The organism is bacterium, from assembly GCA_023150945.1.
Taxonomy (GTDB): Bacteria; Zhuqueibacterota; Zhuqueibacteria; order Zhuqueibacterales; family Zhuqueibacteraceae; genus Coneutiohabitans.
In genome coordinates, this window is the sequence record JAKLJX010000029.1 from 63455 (window position 1) to 79448 (window position 15994).

Here is a 15994-nt window from a genome sequence, read left to right on the forward strand (position 1 = left end):
GGCAACGGGATTGATCGCCGGCGTGACAGGTTATCATGAAACCATTCTACTTCGGCACCCCCGAAAAACCGTTGTTCGGAGTCTTCCACCCCTCGCCGCAGAAGCTCAATCGCAAGCTCGGCGTGGTGATCTGCAACCCCATTGGGCAGGAACACATCCGGGCGCATCGCGCGCTCCGCTTGCTGGCGGCGCGCCTCAACCACGCCGGCTTTCATGTGCTGCGCTTCGACTATTACGGCTGCGGCGATTCCGCCGGCGAAAGTGAAGAAGGCACGCTCGAACAATGGCGCCAGGATGTCGAGCACGCGGTGGTGGAGCTGAAGAAGAACGCGCGGGTGAACCAAGTGGCGTTGCTCGGCTTGCGGCTGGGCGCCTCGCTGTCATGGCTCGCCGGCAGCCAGCGGGAGGACGTCACCTGTCTCATGCTTTGGGAACCGGTGATCAGCGGCGCGCATTACGTCCAGCGCCTGCTGGTCCATCATGAGCAATGGGGGATCGATGCGGGTTTGCAGACCAAGTCCACGAACGGTGACTTGGAAGTGCTGGGTTTCCCCCTGCCCGGCACCCTGCGGCAAAGTCTGGCGCGGCTGAATTTGTTCGCCGCACCTCCGTTGCGGGCGAAGCGGGTCATCTTGCTGGTCAACGAGGAAAAGCCCGAGAATCTCGAACTGCGCGGCCACCTGGCTCAATTCGGCAGCGCAATTGATTACCAGCAGATCAACGGGCTCAGAGTGTGGGCCAAACAAGCCGGCGCCGACAAAGGCATGGTGCCGGTGCAAATCCTGCAGGCGTTGGTGGCGTGGCTTTCCCAACTCGACTCATGAAAGAAAAAGCCCTTCTCTTCGGAAAGACTCGATCTTTGGTGGGCGTGCTCACCGATCCGGAACACGCGGAATCCGCCGCGAAGCGGCCCGGGGTGATCATTCTCAATTCCGGCCTGCTGCCAAAGATTGGGCCCAACCGGCTGCATGTGAAAATCGCGCGGCGCCTGGCGGCCGCCGGTTTCGTGGCCATGCGCTTCGACTTTTCCGGGATCGGCGACAGCCTGCCGCGCAAAGACGGCATGTCCTTCGCCCGCAGCGCCATCGTGGAAACCCAGGAGGCCATGGACCTGCTGGCAAACGCGCGCGGCCTCGAACAATTCATTCTCATGGGCATTTGCTCGGGCGCCGACAACTCGGTGCGCGTCGCCTACGAAGATGCGCGCGTGGCCGGTGCCGCGCTGATCGACAGCTACGCGTTTCCGACCCCGCAATACTTCTGGTATTCCTATCGCAAACGGCTGCTCAACGTGCGCAGTTGGGGGAATTTGCTGGCGGGCAAGAGTGACTTGCTCGCGAAAATCCGCAAGGGCCGCGCCACCCAAATGCGGCAGCGGCCGGCGGAGCAAAACGAGCGCCTCAATCCCGACTGGCACATGCCCACCCAGGCAGAGCTGGCCAAGACGCTGCATGCCCTGCTGGAACGCGGCACGGATTTGCTCTTTCTGTATTCCGGCGGCAGCCCGGCGTATTTCAATTACCTGACCAATCTCAAGGGGCTGCTCGGCACGTTGCAAGATTCGCCGCATTTGCGGCTGGAGTTCTTGCTCGATTCCGATCACGGCTTTACCTTGCTGCACCACCAGAAGATGCTGGTGGACACCATCACCGCCTGGGTGAAGTCCGTGGCGCACAGCCGGCAGCCCAACGAGAATGTTCTTTCCACGGCCTGACCCGCGGCCGGGCGCCGGCGCCGCGCAAGCTGCCGGGGCCGGCCGTGCGGACGCGCCCTCGTGCGCGGCAACTCTATTCACGCTGTTCCAATCCCTCTGATCTGACGCAATGCCCAAATTCTACGACGATGGCTCCGACGGCGTCATGCCGAAACATGAAACCTGGCCGGTCATCAAGCGCTTCCTGCCCTTTGTCAAGCCCTATCAAAAAACCATTGTGCTGATTGCCGTGTTGATGGTGGTGGCGCTGCCGCTGAGCGCCGTGGCGCCGCTGATCGTCAAGCATCTCATCAACCAGGTGGTGCCGAGCCGCGACCTGACCCAGATGTTCCTCATCGGCGGCGTGCTCATCGCCCTCGCTCTGCTCGATCAGAGTCTGGCCTGTTGGCAGGCGGTGCTGAGCAAGCGCGTCGAGCTCAAGGTGCTCAACAAGATGCGCCTCGATCTCTTCGCGCACATGATTCGCCTGCCCATGAGTTTCTTCACCCGCCACAGCACCGGCTATTTGATGAGCCGCCAGCGCGACGACTTGCGCCACCTCAGCGGCGTGATGGCGGACACCATCCTGCGCGCCGGCATCAGCGGTGTGCGCGCCGTGGTGTTTATCGGCCTGCTGTTCTATCTCGATTTCGCCCTCGCGCTCACCGGCCTCGGCCTGGTGCTGCTGTTCGTCGCGGTCAATCAAAGCTATTCCAAACCGCTGCGCCGCCGCAACCAGCTCGTGCAGGAGGCGATCGCCCGCACCTCGACCTCGCTGCATGAAGCCATCATCGGCGTCAGCCTGATCAAAGCCACCGCGCGCGAGAAAACCGAGACCCGGCACTACACCCATCTGCTCAATGACCACACCCGCGCCTCCTTTGGCCGGGATTTGCTCGAAGTCTTTGCCACCGAAACCATCGAGCTGTTCGCCAAGCTCGGGCTGTACTCCATCGTGTTGATCGGCGCTTACCGCATCATCGTGGGCGCGACCACCTTCGGCGATCTCATGGCCTTCTTCATGGCGCTCACCACGCTGTTCACCTCGCTCACCACCCTGATGAAAGCCAATCAGCAATTGCAGCGCGCCATGAACGCGCTGCAGCGCATTTACGAGGTGTTCGATACGCCGCAGGAGCCGGCCAGCAAATCCTTCCCGAAACTCAAACCCGCGAGCTGCGCGATCGTGTTCGAGAACGTCAGCTTCAGCTATGCGCCGGACACGCCGGTGTTGCGCCAGATCACCGCGAAAATTCCCGCCGGCGCGCAGGTCGCGCTGGTGGGCCCGAGCGGCACCGGCAAATCCACCTTCGCGAGTTTGATTCCGCGTTTCTATGATCCCACCCACGGCCGCATTTTGATGAACGGCGTCGATCTCAAGGAAATCAACCTCTACAGCCTGCGACGCTTGATCGGCATCGTGCCGCAGGACGTTTTCCTGTTCGACCGCACCATCCACGAAAACATTGCCTACGGCACCGGCATCAGCGACCGCCAGGCCATCGCAGAAGCGGCGCGCGCCGCCAATGCCCATGAGTTCATTCTCAATTTTCCCAAGGGCTACGACACCCGCATCGGCGAGCGCGGCGTGCGCATCTCCGTCGGACAAAAGCAGCGCCTGGCCATCGCGCGCGAGATCCTGCGCAATCCGCCCATCCTGATTCTCGATGAAGCCACCAGCTCGCTCGACTCCGCTTCCGAAGCGCTGATTCAGGAAGCGCTGCATCGCTTCAAGCAGAATCGCACCTCTGTGGTGATTGCGCATCGCCTGTCCACCGTCATCGAGGCCGATTGGATTCTGGTGTTCGACAAGGGCCGCATCATCGAACAAGGCCGGCACGAGGATCTGCTGGCGCACGGCGGCTTCTACGCTTTTCTGTTCGAAACGCAATTCAAACGCGGCCAGGAAGCGATGGAAGCCGTGTACAATGCCGGCGAGAACGGCAAGCGGTCCGCTGTGGAGGCGGAACGGGAGGCGTGAGGCGAGCGGTTCCTTTCGCGCTGCAATGCAAAAACATCTCACCGCAATGGGGAGGCCCAAATGAAAAATCTTGCTGGAGAAGCCCGTGGCATGCTGCTGTTCGCCGCCTGCCTGACCAGCCTTTCGGCCTGGCATTGCGCCGCGACGATGAAGCCGCGGACGCTGGCGCAAGAGCCCGGCTGTGCGACGAGCCTGGCAGGCTTCTATGAGCACAGCGTCCCGTGGCAGGGCCAGAAGCCCGCGCTCATCGTGCGCAAGGATGGCGAGTACAAGATCATCCACGGCAAAGTCATCTCGCAAACCGGCCAGGGCGTGACCTTCGATCCCGAGCGCGAAGGCGCCTTCTATGATCCCAAACCCGAGTTCTTCGCTTTCGACAAACTCGCGGCCTTTGTTGCTGAAGACGGCCGCCTGGTGGCCGGCGCCATTCCCGCCAAACTCGCCAATCCAATTGCCCTGGAAATTCATCTGAAAGAAAAAAACCGCCCCGGCGCGAAGCCGTACCGGCTGCGCCTCGAGCCCAACGCGGCGTTCGGCTATTGCCTGCCCGCGGGAACCTATGAGGTGAGCGCGATCGCGTTCCGGGATCGCAAGGGGAATATCGATCTCGGCGTGAACTATCCGAAATTGGAGATTGCGCTCGAGCACGGCCGCGCTAATGACCTCGGCCATTTGCGGCTGGGCCGGTCGCCAGCGGTGCTGCGCGACTCGGTATTGATTCCAATCAAAATCGGCGCGCGCCCCGGCGGCGCCATGGCCGCTGGGATTCTGGGCGGGGCCATTGGCGGCGCACTGCACGCCGCCGCCCTTGCCGCCCAAGGCGTGATCGGCGCACACCTGCTTTACTTCGGCGAATCGACCGCACCGGCAACGCGGGGCAAAAGCCAACCGAAGTATGCTCCGCTCAAGGTGAGTGAGTGAGGCGCGAGGGCGTCAGACGCGGGGGTGATTGCGACGGTCTGGTGGGATTCTTCTCTGCGACGGTGACGCTGCGCAACGCTCCGATTCAGCGACGCGACGCGCAGCGGACCGTCCGCTGCGGCCGGTTGTTGGTCACTAAAGAGGAAACTCGCTGCCAAGAAAGCAGGGATTTGTTCGGTGGCTGCTTTCTCGACCGGTATTGCTGCGGGATTTGTATCAATTCTGGAAATCTCCGGCTCTTTCTTTCCACTTTGGGCGGAAGAATTCATACCGAGACGCAAAGCCGAGAAGATCTCCCTATCATTTTTGTCCGCAATCATTCGAGACCAAACTCGAATCTTTTCTTTGCGTGCCTTTGCGGGCGCTTTTGCCTTCTTTGGTTCCGGCTCGTTCGGGCTGGGCCCCTCCGCGTATTCCGCCGGGTCGTCCTCGCCTCCGCTGTCCAGTAGCGGATGATTTCCGTCACTCCTGCATCCTCTCGTTCCACTTCTGAATGTTGACCCCTCTTGCCAGTAGCCACAAGGCGAGCGTCAACTCAGCGACGAACGCAACCGGGAAAACCCATGGGAACAGAATCGTGGCAGCAAACGCGGGTGAGAGCATCTGTGCAATGCTGAACACGACGTAGCCGCAGCCCGCAATGGCGAGCATGATACCGATGGTTCTCGGCAGGTACCGCGACCGCCGGATGAGGTGACCGAACAGGATGCAGCAGAAGCCAAAGAACAGCAGGCTGGCGCCGTAGCCGAGGCTGTGCACTCGGAGTGCCATGTACGCAAGGTCGTGGAGCTGTGGCGGGCTCAGCGCCTGCAGTTTGTCGACACTCCCCAGCGCGACGAGGGCTGCGATCTCGAACAGCTTGGTGACCCCATAGATCCCGACGAAAGTCAACCTGAAGAACGCCGCGAGCAAGGCGAGATTCCTGCCGACCGGCCTGAGCAGGACGTAGAGGATCATCGCCAGTGCGACGTCACCCACGCACGTGAGCATTTCTCCCACAAGCCCGACGCGGAAAAGCGTCTCGGAAGTCAGGAGGTTATTGGCGGTGGCAGCGGCGTCACCCCACCGAATCAGTCTGTTCCGGACAAAAAGTTCACCGAATCCAGCGGCTATAATGATCAACAGATAGAGTAGCCCGCCGATTCGAGCGTAGCGTTGCGGCGATGCTTCCATGTCGTGGTCAGTCATGTTCGTCTTTCGTCAATTGTGCCCAGCGATTGCGAGGGGCGGTCTTGCATGATTTTCAGCGGCGGCGCAGCAGAGAACAGAGTCTGATCGAAGGACTCAGATGGGAGTTGCCGAATCATAGAATTCAATATCGCCTTTACCGTCCGCTGGAACAGCACTTGAATGAAACCGGCTGCGCGGGCCAGCGTTAATCAAAGCCACGGTATTCGCATTCGATACAAAAGAAGTTCGTGGCACTGGCGCCGCCGTCCCCGGCACGCACATGCTAGCCGCAGGGCCCTTAGTGTGATCAAGATAACGGTACAACTCTCTGCCGGAGCCAATTTACCAAGCCTTCTCGCGTCAATCTACTGCCGGCCAGATCAAGGAATAAATTTTCCTGCTCATCAATGGTCGCCTTGATCTCAAAACCATTGAGAACGAGGAATATTTCCATCGCGCCGTGTGCAACTCGTTTGTTACCATCTATGAAGGGATGATTCTTGCAAAGTGAGTATGCTAATGCGCTTGCCTTTTCTATGAGGGTGGGATACAAGTCCTCTCCCCCAAATGTCATCTCTGGCTGAGCAAGTGCAGATTCGAGGGCGCCAAAGTCTCGGACTCCTGCAATCCCTCCAAATTCATCAAGAAGCTGCCTGTGCAGTTCCAGGACTTGGAAAATATTGATAAACTTCATTATTGCGCTAGGCGCTTGTAGAGTTCAGCGTTCTTCTTGAGCACATATTTCATGGCATCGACGAATTCGCTGTCAAGCCGCGCGAGCTTCTCCTGCAAGCTGGCAAGCAGGAAGTCTTCTGGTTGGACCCCCAGATTTTCTGCAGCCGATTTCAGTTGAGTTGCGACTTCGGTCGGCAAAGTAATGGTCAGTTGTTCCATTTTCAGCCTCGCAGGCGATGATTGAATCAAGTCTTTCCAGCAAAATAAAAATTTCAACTATTCGCTGCAACCAATGTACTCCATTGCAACTGCCCAGGCTTGGAGGTATGGCAAAAATCAGGTAAAAACATTGCGGAACGCAGCAATGCCGAAGAGCTCCTTGAGTTATGTCAATGGATTAACTGTTGTTGGTCTTCATCAATTGTGCCGATCCTGGTCGTTGAAAAGTATGCCACTGTGTTGACACACTGCAGCCAGTTCACAAAAACTGGCGCGTGATCCGAAATTTGCCGGCGGCGGTTTGTCGCCAGACGGGATGAGGTGGCTGCCGGTGCGGGGGAAGTTTCTCGTGCCGGTCAAAGCGCTGTCGAAGATTTTCCGCGCCAAGTTTCGTGATGCGCTCAAGAAGCAGAAGCCGGAGCTGTTTCGCCAAGTGCCGCCCGGAACCTGGAAAAAGGATTGGGTCGTCGATTGCCGGCCGGTCGGCTCCGGCGAGCGCGCGCTCAAGTACTTGGCGCCGTACATCTTCCGCGTTGCCATCAGTAACCGGCGCTTGTTGAAACTGGAAAACGGCAACGTCACGTTTCAATATCGCGACGGCGAGACCAAGCGATTCAGGACGAAAACCGTCGCGGCGGAAGAGTTCATTCGTCGTTTTTTACAGCACGTTCTACCGCACCGTTTCATCAAAGTGCGCTACTACGGTTTTCTGTCTTCGTCGCATCGGAAGCGTTTGGAGAAAGTCAAAGAACTGCTGCACGTCAAACCCGTCGCGACAGAACCAACTGACGCTGCCGGCACGGAAGCGCCCGAAGCGTGCGAAGCTCACGTCATGCGCTGCCCCAAATGCGGCGGCGTCATGAAACTGGTTGGTGAAATAGAGCCCAAACGGACCCCATCGCCGTAATCGCATCAGGGCAGTGACTTGAAATTCACGTGTTGATCACAGGGCAAGATTTGGGGTGTCACGGGAGAAGTACGCCCTGGACGTTCGTCAATGTCATGTTGGGCATGTAAAAAACCGTCGGGCATGATGAAAAAACTGTCAAAGAACATTTCCACCCGCTTCAAGCAAGGCCATCGGCTCATCTCAACGGTGGCCTTGAACCCTTCGCCACAGCTCATCCTTGATTCAAAGCTCAAATAAATAGGAAAGCGCTTAGTTCAACGCAGAATTATGCGGCGGCTCACGCTGTGCTCATTCCGGAGGTCTGTGCTGGGTATCGCGCCGCACGAATTCTTATCTCGTTAGAAGCGCTTAATCGAATCTGATTTTTTGGAATTCCTCGACTATCAAAAATCTAATTTCAGATGAATCTTGTTTCTGATTCTGACCCAAGACAAGTTCTGCGAGCTTTTGTATAGACTCCGCGTCGCCAAACTGTAAACCAAGAGCAACTGCTTGCTTCACGGAGTCAAGAGCCTCTTGATATCTATCGTTACCGAGCGCAAGCAGAATTAAGGCTCGATCAGCAAAGAAAACTGCGCGTTCCCTTTCATTCAATTTACTGCTTACTAGCTCAAATGCGTTTTTAAAGTTGTTAAGGCACTCCTCATGTTTCTTTAGACAAAGCTGTGAAGTCGCAAGATAAATTAGTATTTTGTGACTTTGCTCTCCTCTGATTCTTATGTGATTTCTATATGCAATCTTGAAAAAGTTTTCTGCAGTTTCATAGTCTCCATTGAACAAAGCAATGAGGCCAAGCTCTATTCTTGGCCATACATAATCTGCCCTCATAGCAATCGCTTTGTTTAAGTACTTTTCAGCAAGCTCGAATTGGTTATTTCTCCTGTAAGCTTGTCCTAACCTGTAAACGATGTTATCATCATCAGGCTTTTTGCTATGCAAAATTTCTAGGTTGGATATTGCTTCGTCGAACCTACCGTAGTCAGTGAGAAGTTTGTTGAGTCTTCTATAGATTCTAGGATGGTCAGGTTTAATATTGTACGCCTTCTGATAGTCAGCGATTGCTTCACGATATTGACCTTTTGTATAGTGCCATTCACCTTCTACCAATGGTATTAAGATTTGAAGCATATTCTCTCGTTCATCAATGAAGCTTTCCTTCAAAGAATTGAGTTCTTTTAACTCGCTTTCGATTTTGGCCTTGCCCTCGTTCAGTATTTTCTCAAGATCTTTGCGAATTTGGTCAATCTGGGAAAATCGCTTAGTAGCAATCCATCCCGCGATTGCAAGAATTGCTACAAAAATTCCAAAAAATAGTGCTGATAGGTCAATTATTTTCCCCGCAAAATCAAGTATGGTATCTTGCTTGGCACTTAGTACTTCTTTAGTGATTTGATCATTGATTGAATTCTCTTTCAAAGCATTTGTAAGATGAATCAGCCTCTCACGAATTACAACCAGAGAATCGTTTATTTGTTTGAAGGATTCCTGAGAGAGATTTTGAATTTCGCTATTCGCACCAGAACTCTGGATTCGGCTGCCAGTTGTCGATTGTGCGTTCAAGTTCTTTGGACAGATAATACAAGGGACTGCAAATAGGATTATCAGTTCATGGAGTATTCGTTTAGGTTGGCGTACGTTTTTCATTGTTGTATTACAATTGGAAAGTTATTGCGAGCTTCGTCGCGGTAGGAACGGCGGTCACCCGCCGTCCCCCGCACAGTTCCCGGCGTGCAGTTTTCCCGCACCGGGCTCTTCAGAGATACTCGCTTCCGCAATCGCACAGTTTGCACTGCGCGACTTCGCTATTCCCCGCAGGGAGGTTTGCTCGTGTAATCTGGATCGGCATGTCCAGCACAAGTTTCCTTTGCAGGCTGCGTATCCCTGTCAGCCGCCTTTCCCATGTGGACGGCTCTCCCGTCCTCCGAGTAGGCATACATCCCATCGATGGCTTACTACTTGATGACAACCTTGGCCCAATCGGGATCGTAATCGCCGGAAGCCGGACTGTTGGTCAAATTGGTTTGACCCGAGCCGTCGGCGTTCATGACATAGATTTCATAGTTGCCGTCACGGTCGGTTTGAAATGCAATCTTCTTCCCGTTCGGCGACCAGGTCGAGTGGAATTCCGTGGCCGGCGTGCTAGTCAAACGCGTCTGCTGCGAACCGTTGCTCTTCATCACATAAATTTCGAAGTTGCCGTCGCGGTCGCTCACGAAGGCTATGCGCTTGCCGTCAGGGGACCAAACCGGGTTGTGATCATTAGCGACATTGTCCGTAATCTTGATCACGTGTGAGCCGTCCGGGTTCATCATGTAGATTTCGCTGTCGCCGTCGCGGTCGCTGTCAAAGGCGATCTTTTTGCCATTGGGCGACCAACTCGGATATTGATCAAGACTGGGATGATTGCTCAGATTGACCGGGGCAGAACCGTCGGCGTTCATGACATAGACTTCCGAATTGCTATCGCGAAAACTCGTGAACGCAATTTTCTTATCATCAGGCGACCACACGGATTGATGATCGGCAGTTGCGTCGTCGGTCAACTTGGTTTGCTTGGAGCCATTCGCGTTCATGACGTAAATCTCACAGCTTTGATCCGCGGCATGGCAGGCAGTGTAGGTGATTTTTCTTCCGTCCGAAGACCAGCTCGGACGCGCGTTGTAATCGGGTTCCGGCGTGAACGTGATCTGCGTCGGGAACGCGCCGTTCGGCGCCATGAGAAACATTTCGATCCAACCGTTGCGATCGCTCGCAAAAGCGATGAGGGGAACAGCGAGATTATCCTTTTGCAGGACTGTGTTCGGTGACCCCAATGGTTCGATTGATACAGGCTCCGTGGGCTCTTCGGAGCAGCCTTGCGCTATCAGCGTGAAGAGCAGGAGCAAGCGGGCAACATGTAGCCTACACATTAAGCACCTCACAATCATGATTGTGTAGCAGAGCATCTTCTTGAATTACAGCGAGATTTACCGAAGTTTCTGAGCTGGAGGCCAACGGTCTGAGTTACGTCGTTCACATAAACCACCCGGCGGTGCGATGCACTACTTCGCCGAATTTGCGCATGAAAGCCACCTCTTCTTCGCAGAGCGGGCCTTCGCGAACGGCACGCAGATTTTCCTCGAACTGCTTGAGGTTGCTCGGGGCGGTCATGCACACGGAAACGTCTGGATTGCAGAGCGCGAAACGATAGCACATGCCGGGCATACGGATCGGCTCCGCTTGCGGCCAATGCCGCGGCCGCGACGATTCCGCAAACGAAGATATATACGGCGCGCTGCGCCCGGTTACGCAAGCTTGGTACTGCGCATCAAATGCGGCGACGTTTCTGCGTCATGTGCGACCAGCCGTTCGAAATCGTGAACGGTTGCGCATTCCGGAGAAAACTACCAGGGATTCCGGTTGAAACTTAACCACCCGGCCCTGTTGCCTTGCTAAACGTTGTTTGAGTCAAGGGGTGGCGGTTTTCAACTGGAATATGAACTTGGTCGCAACGTGAAAATCGCGTACTCTTCACGGGGTGCAAAGCTGAGATTGCAGGCCTCACGGGAGAAGAATACCGTGGCCATTCATAGACGCGCTCTTGGAGCAGGGCAAGGCCACCAAACAAGATGAAAAAGCTGGCAAAGAACACTTCCAGCCGCATCAGCAAGGAGCCCCGGCGGCAAGAGGAGCCGGCATGCCGCTATCACCACCCTCCGCACCCCCACCCCAACCTTGATGCAAAGCTCAATCAAATAAGGAAGCGTTTAGTTCAACGAAGAATTATGCGGCGGCTCACACTGACCCAGCGCCAACGGCTCTTCTGAACTCATCGCGCCGCATGAATTCTTAGATCGTTAGGTTTTGACTACTGTTGTAAAATGGAGCACCAATTGTATATAACTTGAACTCCGGCATCTTAAAAGAGTGCACCATAGTAGTCAACTAAAACTACATCTACTATAAAACCGATTAAGTTAAGTCCAAACAGCCATGTCAATGCACTTGCTGAATAAATGTCGCTCGTAAAGGCGTTCAAGAACAACATACAAATCACTAATATGGAATTCAAAATTGCCCATGCCCAAGGTATAAAACCTCGTCGCCAGTTTCGCAAGAATCTCCCCAATATCCATTGAGACACAATCCAAGCGATGTCGATAATATACAGTACCACCAAAAATTCCAGGAAGCCAATCATGATTTTGCGATTTATCTCGATGGAAGAAGAGCTACCCAGAAAGATAAGAGCTATGGACTGACTTATTATAACCATTACATCATAAAGCCAAACCAATCCTGGCATTCTGAGGAGCGCATCGCTGAGTAGGTGTAATTGGTTGCCCACGAAAAAGCGCATAGAAGTAAAAAAGAAGGTCGCTGTCAAAAGGGTCGTTCCTACAGTTATACCACTGAGTCGCATTGACTCTCTCACAACTGAAATCATTTCCTGATAAGCTATCCCAATCAATAAAGTGATAAAAAATGACGATAGAAGATTGCGTTTTTCAGCCTGCTGTCTCCTGGCGTCAAGATTTTTGATATCTGACTGTTTTGTATCTGATTTTGAAGAATTACTCAATTTCTGCCTCAACAATAATCTATGTGCTATTACTTCTCGCCTCTGAGCACTTTTCTAAAAAGCTGAGAAAAACCAACTAATATGAGTAGAAGCAAAATAACAAACAATCCACCCATAATTGCATAGCCCCATGGTGACTTCGACTTTTTTGCCCTGTCATAAAGAAACCCTTCGAGCGAATACCTTTCAGGGATCATTCCTAATGTTGCGTAAGTACTTGCTATGTGTTCCCACCTACCTGGATTCATATAGCCTATTTCAACTATCTCTGGAATTACGAGTTGGCGCATTTGTTCAGCCTCATATTTCAGATGTTCACGACTATGACGTTTGCTGTAACGTAAGAGTATTAAGTCAACAATTTCGTCAACATTTTCAAAAGCATATTTCCACCCGAGCATTGAAGCATCCACAAAAGCGCGCACTCTTTCTGGGTTCTTGTCAATCTCCTGCGCAGTGGTAAAAAGTATGTCTCCATAAAAATCAATTCCGCTTGCTCTTGGAGAAAAAAGTTGATAAGCTATTCTTTCTTTATTAAGGATAAATGGTTCGTCAGTAATGTATGCAGACATGGCATCAACTTCGTCATTAATGAGTGGCAAAACATCGAATACATGTGGATAGCGAATCAGCCGATCCAAAGATACCCCCTCGTTTTTAAGGTATGCCAACACTTCGTGTGAATGTGGTTCAAGCATTACCCGCTTACCCACAATGTCATGAATATGTTGAATCACCCCGTTTTGCTTTGTTAACAAGACTAGAGGAGAATGCTGGAAGATGGCTATCAAGGCAACCACCGGTTCGCCTTGGATATGCGAAAGCACCACGTCTGAACCACTGATACCGAAATTTGCTTTGCCTTTGAGAACAGCCTTTTCCGGTTCAGAAAAATCGGCAGCTTCGCGGATAGTGACATTCAGACCAGCATCACGATAAAGGCCTTTTTCTTGCGCTGCATAATAACCAGCGAACTGGAATTGATGCTGCCATTTTAGTTGAAGAATAACAGAATCTATGGTTGAAACAGTAGATTGTTGCTTGGAATATCCAGGCTCTGGAATATTGAATAATAAGATCCAGAAAACATACAAAAATACAATCGTTCTTGCATACATTTTCATTCCCCTGACAAGGAATTATGATCCTTAGCAAATGTATTTCGGTTGATTGATGGTTACTTTCCGATATCCTCATTCCACAATTCCGGATTTTGGGCAATAAATTGACCCATCATGTTTTTACATTCATCCAAATCGAGGTCAATAACTTCAATGCCATGTGATTCCATAAACTTTCTTGCGCCGGCAAATGTCTCAGATTCTCCGACCACGACCTTTTTTATACCAAATTGAACTATTGCACCAGCACAAAGATAACATGGCATTAATGTTGAGTATAAGGTTGTGCCCTTATAGCTCCTAATTCTTCCTGCGTTACGCAAGCAATCAATTTCCGCGTGCATGATTGGATCATCTTCTTGTACTCTTTTGTTATGTCCTTTCCCAATTATCTTTCCACTTAGTTCTAAGACGGCACCAATAGGAATACCATTTTCTTGCTTTCCTCGCTCAGCCTCGTTCATAGCTGCTTGCATGAAAGTATCCACCTGCACCTCCTTTCTCAACCTTGAGTACCCTGAGCTTGGCCTTCAGCTACATAGTCATCTATTTGACGTATTCCTTCCCTGTAGGCGGCTCGTTTCGATTGACGATTTCAACATATTCCTTCGAATACAATTTTGAGACTATGAATCGACCTGACGTTGTATTGTTTAGAGCATCTATTGTTTGTTCAATTATTTGGGCGTGACCTATATAATTCCATTTTCCATCTTTTTCCTCCACTAGAAAAACCCTAACAGGATGAAGATGAAAAATCCTTCTGTCTTTGAGTTTAAATGAATACTCCTTTCCTTCTTCTATTTCCTTAGGAAGAAATTCGCTCCCAATTTTCAAGGTATCATTAAACTCTAAGATGCTACCCATGTTAAATCTCCGTTCATTCAAATGCGTGTACTCCTTCCACCATCAATTACTAGATTCTGGCCAGTCATCCAGTTAGATGAATCGCTGAGAAGAAATAAGACTAAGTTTGAGACATCATTTGTTGTTCCTATTCTTCCCATTGGATGCCTAGATATTATCTCTGAATATTTTACAGAGTCGTTAATTAAAGGTTCGGTCATTGGCGTTCGCACATAGCTTGGTGAGACACAATTGACTCTAATCTTATGTTCTGCCAATTCAATACTTAAAGATTTTGTCAATGCGATGATTCCAGATTTTGAAATGGAGTAAACTGAAACGTTTGGAGTGCCAAAGGAAGCCAATATGGAACTTAGTAACACAATGCTTTTGCCTTTGCCAGTTTTAATCAAAGGTAGTAGTGATTTTATCAGAAAGAAACTACTTTTCAAATTGGTGTTGATGGTTTCCTCCCAAATTTTCTCTGTTGTTTTCTCGAAAGACGCCGGGTAAAACACCCCCGCACTGAATACTAGAAAATCAAGTTTGTTGAATGAATGATGAATTTCATCGGATATCCGAACGCAGTTGCTGTATTGACTAATGTCAGCAGCAATATAATCGCAATTTCTGAATTGATGAGCGACCTTAATAAGTTTTTGCTCATCTTTAGAGACAATTATTAGTTTACCTCCTAGCGCGGAAATATCTTGAGCAACTTGGAATCCAATTCCAGAAGTACCGCCGAATATCACCGATACCGTATTAGAGAAATCTAAGTTCATTTGAAGGTCACTGATTTTTGAATAATAATTCACATACCATAACAGTTGAAGCAAAGACCTAACGATCGTGTTCAGCCGCTCGCGTAGCGAAGCGGAGCGAGTCGGCTGCAACACGTTGTTGAACTAAGGCGCTCACGCGCCAGATTTATTTCTCCTGCCGGAAAATCTTGCCTCCTTTGAGCAGCGTTTAATTTAGTGCCAGTAAATTACGCTGTATTTCACGAACCCCAAAGGAGGCATATCATGTCTGCCAACCCTACCTGCGACGAACTTCGTCCCGCCACCGACTTGCGCCGCCGCATGATTGAAGACCTGCAACGCTCCGGTATGGTCGAAAGCCGGCAACGACACTACGTGCGCGCCGTGCGCCTGCTCGCCGAGCATTATCACAAGCCGCCTGACCAGATCACGGACGAAGAACTGCGGCAGTATTGCCTGAACCTCAACACCGACAAAAAATGGGCACGCAACATGACGATCTTCGGCATCAAGTTCTTCTACGAGAGAACACTCAAACGCAAATGGCCGCGCCACGGCGGGGCTTGGCCACCCAGCGCCCTCGAGCGCCGCATGATTGAAGACTTGCAGCTCGCCGGCATGTCCGAGCGTACGCAACAAATGTACGTGCGCGCCGTGCGCCTGCTCGCGGAGCATCACAAAAAGTCGCCCGACCAAATCACCGAAGACGAACTGCGCCGCTATTTTCTGTACATCAAGAACGTCAAGAAATGGTCGCGTACCGGTATCACCATCGCGCTCTGTGGCATCAAGTTCTTCTTCGAGAAAACGCTCAAGCGCAAATGGCCGATCTTCGATGTCGTCCGGCCGCACGCCGAGAAGAAGTTGCCGGTGATCCTCAGCCGCGAGGAAGTGCGCGAGATTCTCGGCAAAGTCCGGCTGCTACGCTATCGCATTTGCCTACAGACGATTTATTCCTGCGGCCTGCGTCTGCGCGAGGGTACCGAACTCCAAGTCGGCCATATCGACAGCCGCCGCATGGTCATTCACCTGCACCGCGGCAAAGGCAACAAGGACCGTTATATTCCGCTGCCGCAAGTCACGCTCGAACGGCTGCGCGAGTATTGGAAAACCCACCGCAATCCCACGTGGAT

The 15994-nt window shown here is 52.2% G+C and carries 17 protein-coding genes; 6 read left to right on the top strand and 11 right to left on the bottom strand.

Annotation, left to right across the window (positions count from 1 at the left end; translation table 11 throughout):
* Positions 1-35 precede the first annotated feature (35 nt).
* From L6R21_24965 to L6R21_24980, 4 genes are all read left to right on the top strand, one after another.
* Complete coding sequence (locus tag L6R21_24965; GenBank protein ID MCK6562464.1) at positions 36-824, top strand: alpha/beta hydrolase; 789 nt, start codon at positions 36-38, stop codon at positions 822-824.
* Positions 821-1714: a hypothetical protein gene (locus tag L6R21_24970; GenBank protein ID MCK6562465.1), complete on the top strand. Its 894-nt coding sequence runs from the start codon at positions 821-823 to the stop codon at positions 1712-1714. The genes L6R21_24965 and L6R21_24970 overlap by 4 nt, the downstream gene beginning before the upstream one ends.
* Positions 1715-1823: 109 nt before the next feature.
* Positions 1824-3674, top strand: coding sequence for an ABC transporter ATP-binding protein/permease (locus tag L6R21_24975; protein ID MCK6562466.1), 1851 nt, complete (start codon positions 1824-1826; stop codon positions 3672-3674).
* Between the two features lie 60 nt (positions 3675-3734).
* Positions 3735-4595, top strand: coding sequence for a hypothetical protein (locus L6R21_24980; GenBank protein MCK6562467.1), 861 nt, complete (start codon positions 3735-3737; stop codon positions 4593-4595).
* 462 nt (positions 4596-5057) lie between these two features.
* Here the strand turns inward: L6R21_24980 and L6R21_24985 are convergent, their stop codons facing one another.
* The 3 genes from L6R21_24985 to L6R21_24995 form a co-directional block, all read right to left on the bottom strand.
* Positions 5058-5783, bottom strand: a complete 726-nt coding sequence (locus L6R21_24985; GenBank protein MCK6562468.1) for a DUF4386 domain-containing protein — start codon at positions 5781-5783, stop codon at positions 5058-5060.
* A 289-nt stretch (positions 5784-6072) separates the two neighbouring features.
* A complete protein-coding gene (locus tag L6R21_24990) occupies positions 6073-6462 on the bottom strand; it encodes a type II toxin-antitoxin system death-on-curing family toxin (protein ID MCK6562469.1) in 390 nt (129 codons plus the stop codon).
* The gene (locus L6R21_24995) at positions 6459-6659 is read right to left on the bottom strand and encodes a DNA-binding protein (protein ID MCK6562470.1); all 201 of its coding nucleotides are present in this window, start codon (positions 6657-6659) and stop codon (positions 6459-6461) included. Before L6R21_24995 ends, L6R21_24990 begins: the two co-directional genes overlap by 4 nt.
* Before the next feature lie 316 nt (positions 6660-6975).
* On the opposite strand from L6R21_24995, the gene L6R21_25000 reads away from it, so the two are divergent.
* A complete protein-coding gene (locus L6R21_25000) occupies positions 6976-7566 on the top strand; it encodes a transposase (protein MCK6562471.1) in 591 nt (196 codons plus the stop codon).
* Positions 7567-7917: 351 nt separating this feature from the next.
* Here the strand turns inward: L6R21_25000 and L6R21_25005 are convergent, their stop codons facing one another.
* From L6R21_25005 to L6R21_25040, 8 genes are all read right to left on the bottom strand, one after another.
* A complete protein-coding gene (locus tag L6R21_25005; GenBank protein MCK6562472.1) occupies positions 7918-9129 on the bottom strand; it encodes a tetratricopeptide repeat protein in 1212 nt (403 codons plus the stop codon).
* A 392-nt stretch (positions 9130-9521) separates the two neighbouring features.
* On the bottom strand, positions 9522-10382 hold the full coding sequence (locus L6R21_25010; GenBank protein ID MCK6562473.1) for a DPP IV N-terminal domain-containing protein: 861 nt from the start codon (positions 10380-10382) through the stop codon (positions 9522-9524).
* Positions 10383-10581: 199 nt separating this feature from the next.
* Positions 10582-10773, bottom strand: a complete 192-nt coding sequence (locus L6R21_25015) for a hypothetical protein (GenBank protein MCK6562474.1) — start codon at positions 10771-10773, stop codon at positions 10582-10584.
* Between the two features lie 694 nt (positions 10774-11467).
* Complete coding sequence (locus tag L6R21_25020; protein ID MCK6562475.1) at positions 11468-12130, bottom strand: hypothetical protein; 663 nt, start codon at positions 12128-12130, stop codon at positions 11468-11470.
* Between the two features lie 29 nt (positions 12131-12159).
* Positions 12160-13248 (bottom strand): ABC transporter substrate-binding protein, encoded by a 1089-nt coding sequence (locus L6R21_25025; GenBank protein ID MCK6562476.1) that lies wholly within the window; start codon positions 13246-13248, stop codon positions 12160-12162.
* A gap of 59 nt (positions 13249-13307) precedes the next feature.
* Positions 13308-13739 carry a nucleoside deaminase gene (locus tag L6R21_25030; GenBank protein ID MCK6562477.1) on the bottom strand — a complete coding sequence of 144 codons (432 nt, stop codon included), beginning with the start codon at positions 13737-13739 and terminating at the stop codon, positions 13308-13310.
* 58 nt (positions 13740-13797) lie between these two features.
* On the bottom strand, positions 13798-14118 hold the full coding sequence (locus L6R21_25035) for a hypothetical protein (GenBank protein ID MCK6562478.1): 321 nt from the start codon (positions 14116-14118) through the stop codon (positions 13798-13800).
* Between the two features lie 17 nt (positions 14119-14135).
* Positions 14136-14882, bottom strand: a complete 747-nt coding sequence (locus L6R21_25040) for an SDR family oxidoreductase (protein MCK6562479.1) — start codon at positions 14880-14882, stop codon at positions 14136-14138.
* Between the two features lie 243 nt (positions 14883-15125).
* Here L6R21_25040 and L6R21_25045 point away from each other — a divergent pair.
* Positions 15126-15994: site-specific integrase (locus tag L6R21_25045; GenBank protein ID MCK6562480.1), on the top strand; the 869-nt coding region annotated here is incomplete at its 3' end.

Coding starts and splice junctions, on each gene's coding strand:
- L6R21_24970 (MCK6562465.1), top strand. CDS start 821: ATGAAAGAAAAAGCCCTTCTCTTCGGAAAGACTCGATCTTTGGTGGGC.
- L6R21_25025 (MCK6562476.1), bottom strand. CDS start 13,248: ATGTATGCAAGAACGATTGTATTTTTGTATGTTTTCTGGATCTTATTA.
- L6R21_25000 (MCK6562471.1), top strand. CDS start 6,976: ATGAGGTGGCTGCCGGTGCGGGGGAAGTTTCTCGTGCCGGTCAAAGCG.
- L6R21_24975 (MCK6562466.1), top strand. CDS start 1,824: ATGCCCAAATTCTACGACGATGGCTCCGACGGCGTCATGCCGAAACAT.
- L6R21_24985 (MCK6562468.1), bottom strand. CDS start 5,783: ATGACTGACCACGACATGGAAGCATCGCCGCAACGCTACGCTCGAATC.
- L6R21_25035 (MCK6562478.1), bottom strand. CDS start 14,118: ATGGGTAGCATCTTAGAGTTTAATGATACCTTGAAAATTGGGAGCGAA.
- L6R21_25040 (MCK6562479.1), bottom strand. CDS start 14,882: ATGAACTTAGATTTCTCTAATACGGTATCGGTGATATTCGGCGGTACT.
- L6R21_24965 (MCK6562464.1), top strand. CDS start 36: ATGAAACCATTCTACTTCGGCACCCCCGAAAAACCGTTGTTCGGAGTC.
- L6R21_24980 (MCK6562467.1), top strand. CDS start 3,735: ATGAAAAATCTTGCTGGAGAAGCCCGTGGCATGCTGCTGTTCGCCGCC.
- L6R21_24995 (MCK6562470.1), bottom strand. CDS start 6,659: ATGGAACAACTGACCATTACTTTGCCGACCGAAGTCGCAACTCAACTG.
- L6R21_25015 (MCK6562474.1), bottom strand. CDS start 10,773: ATGCCCGGCATGTGCTATCGTTTCGCGCTCTGCAATCCAGACGTTTCC.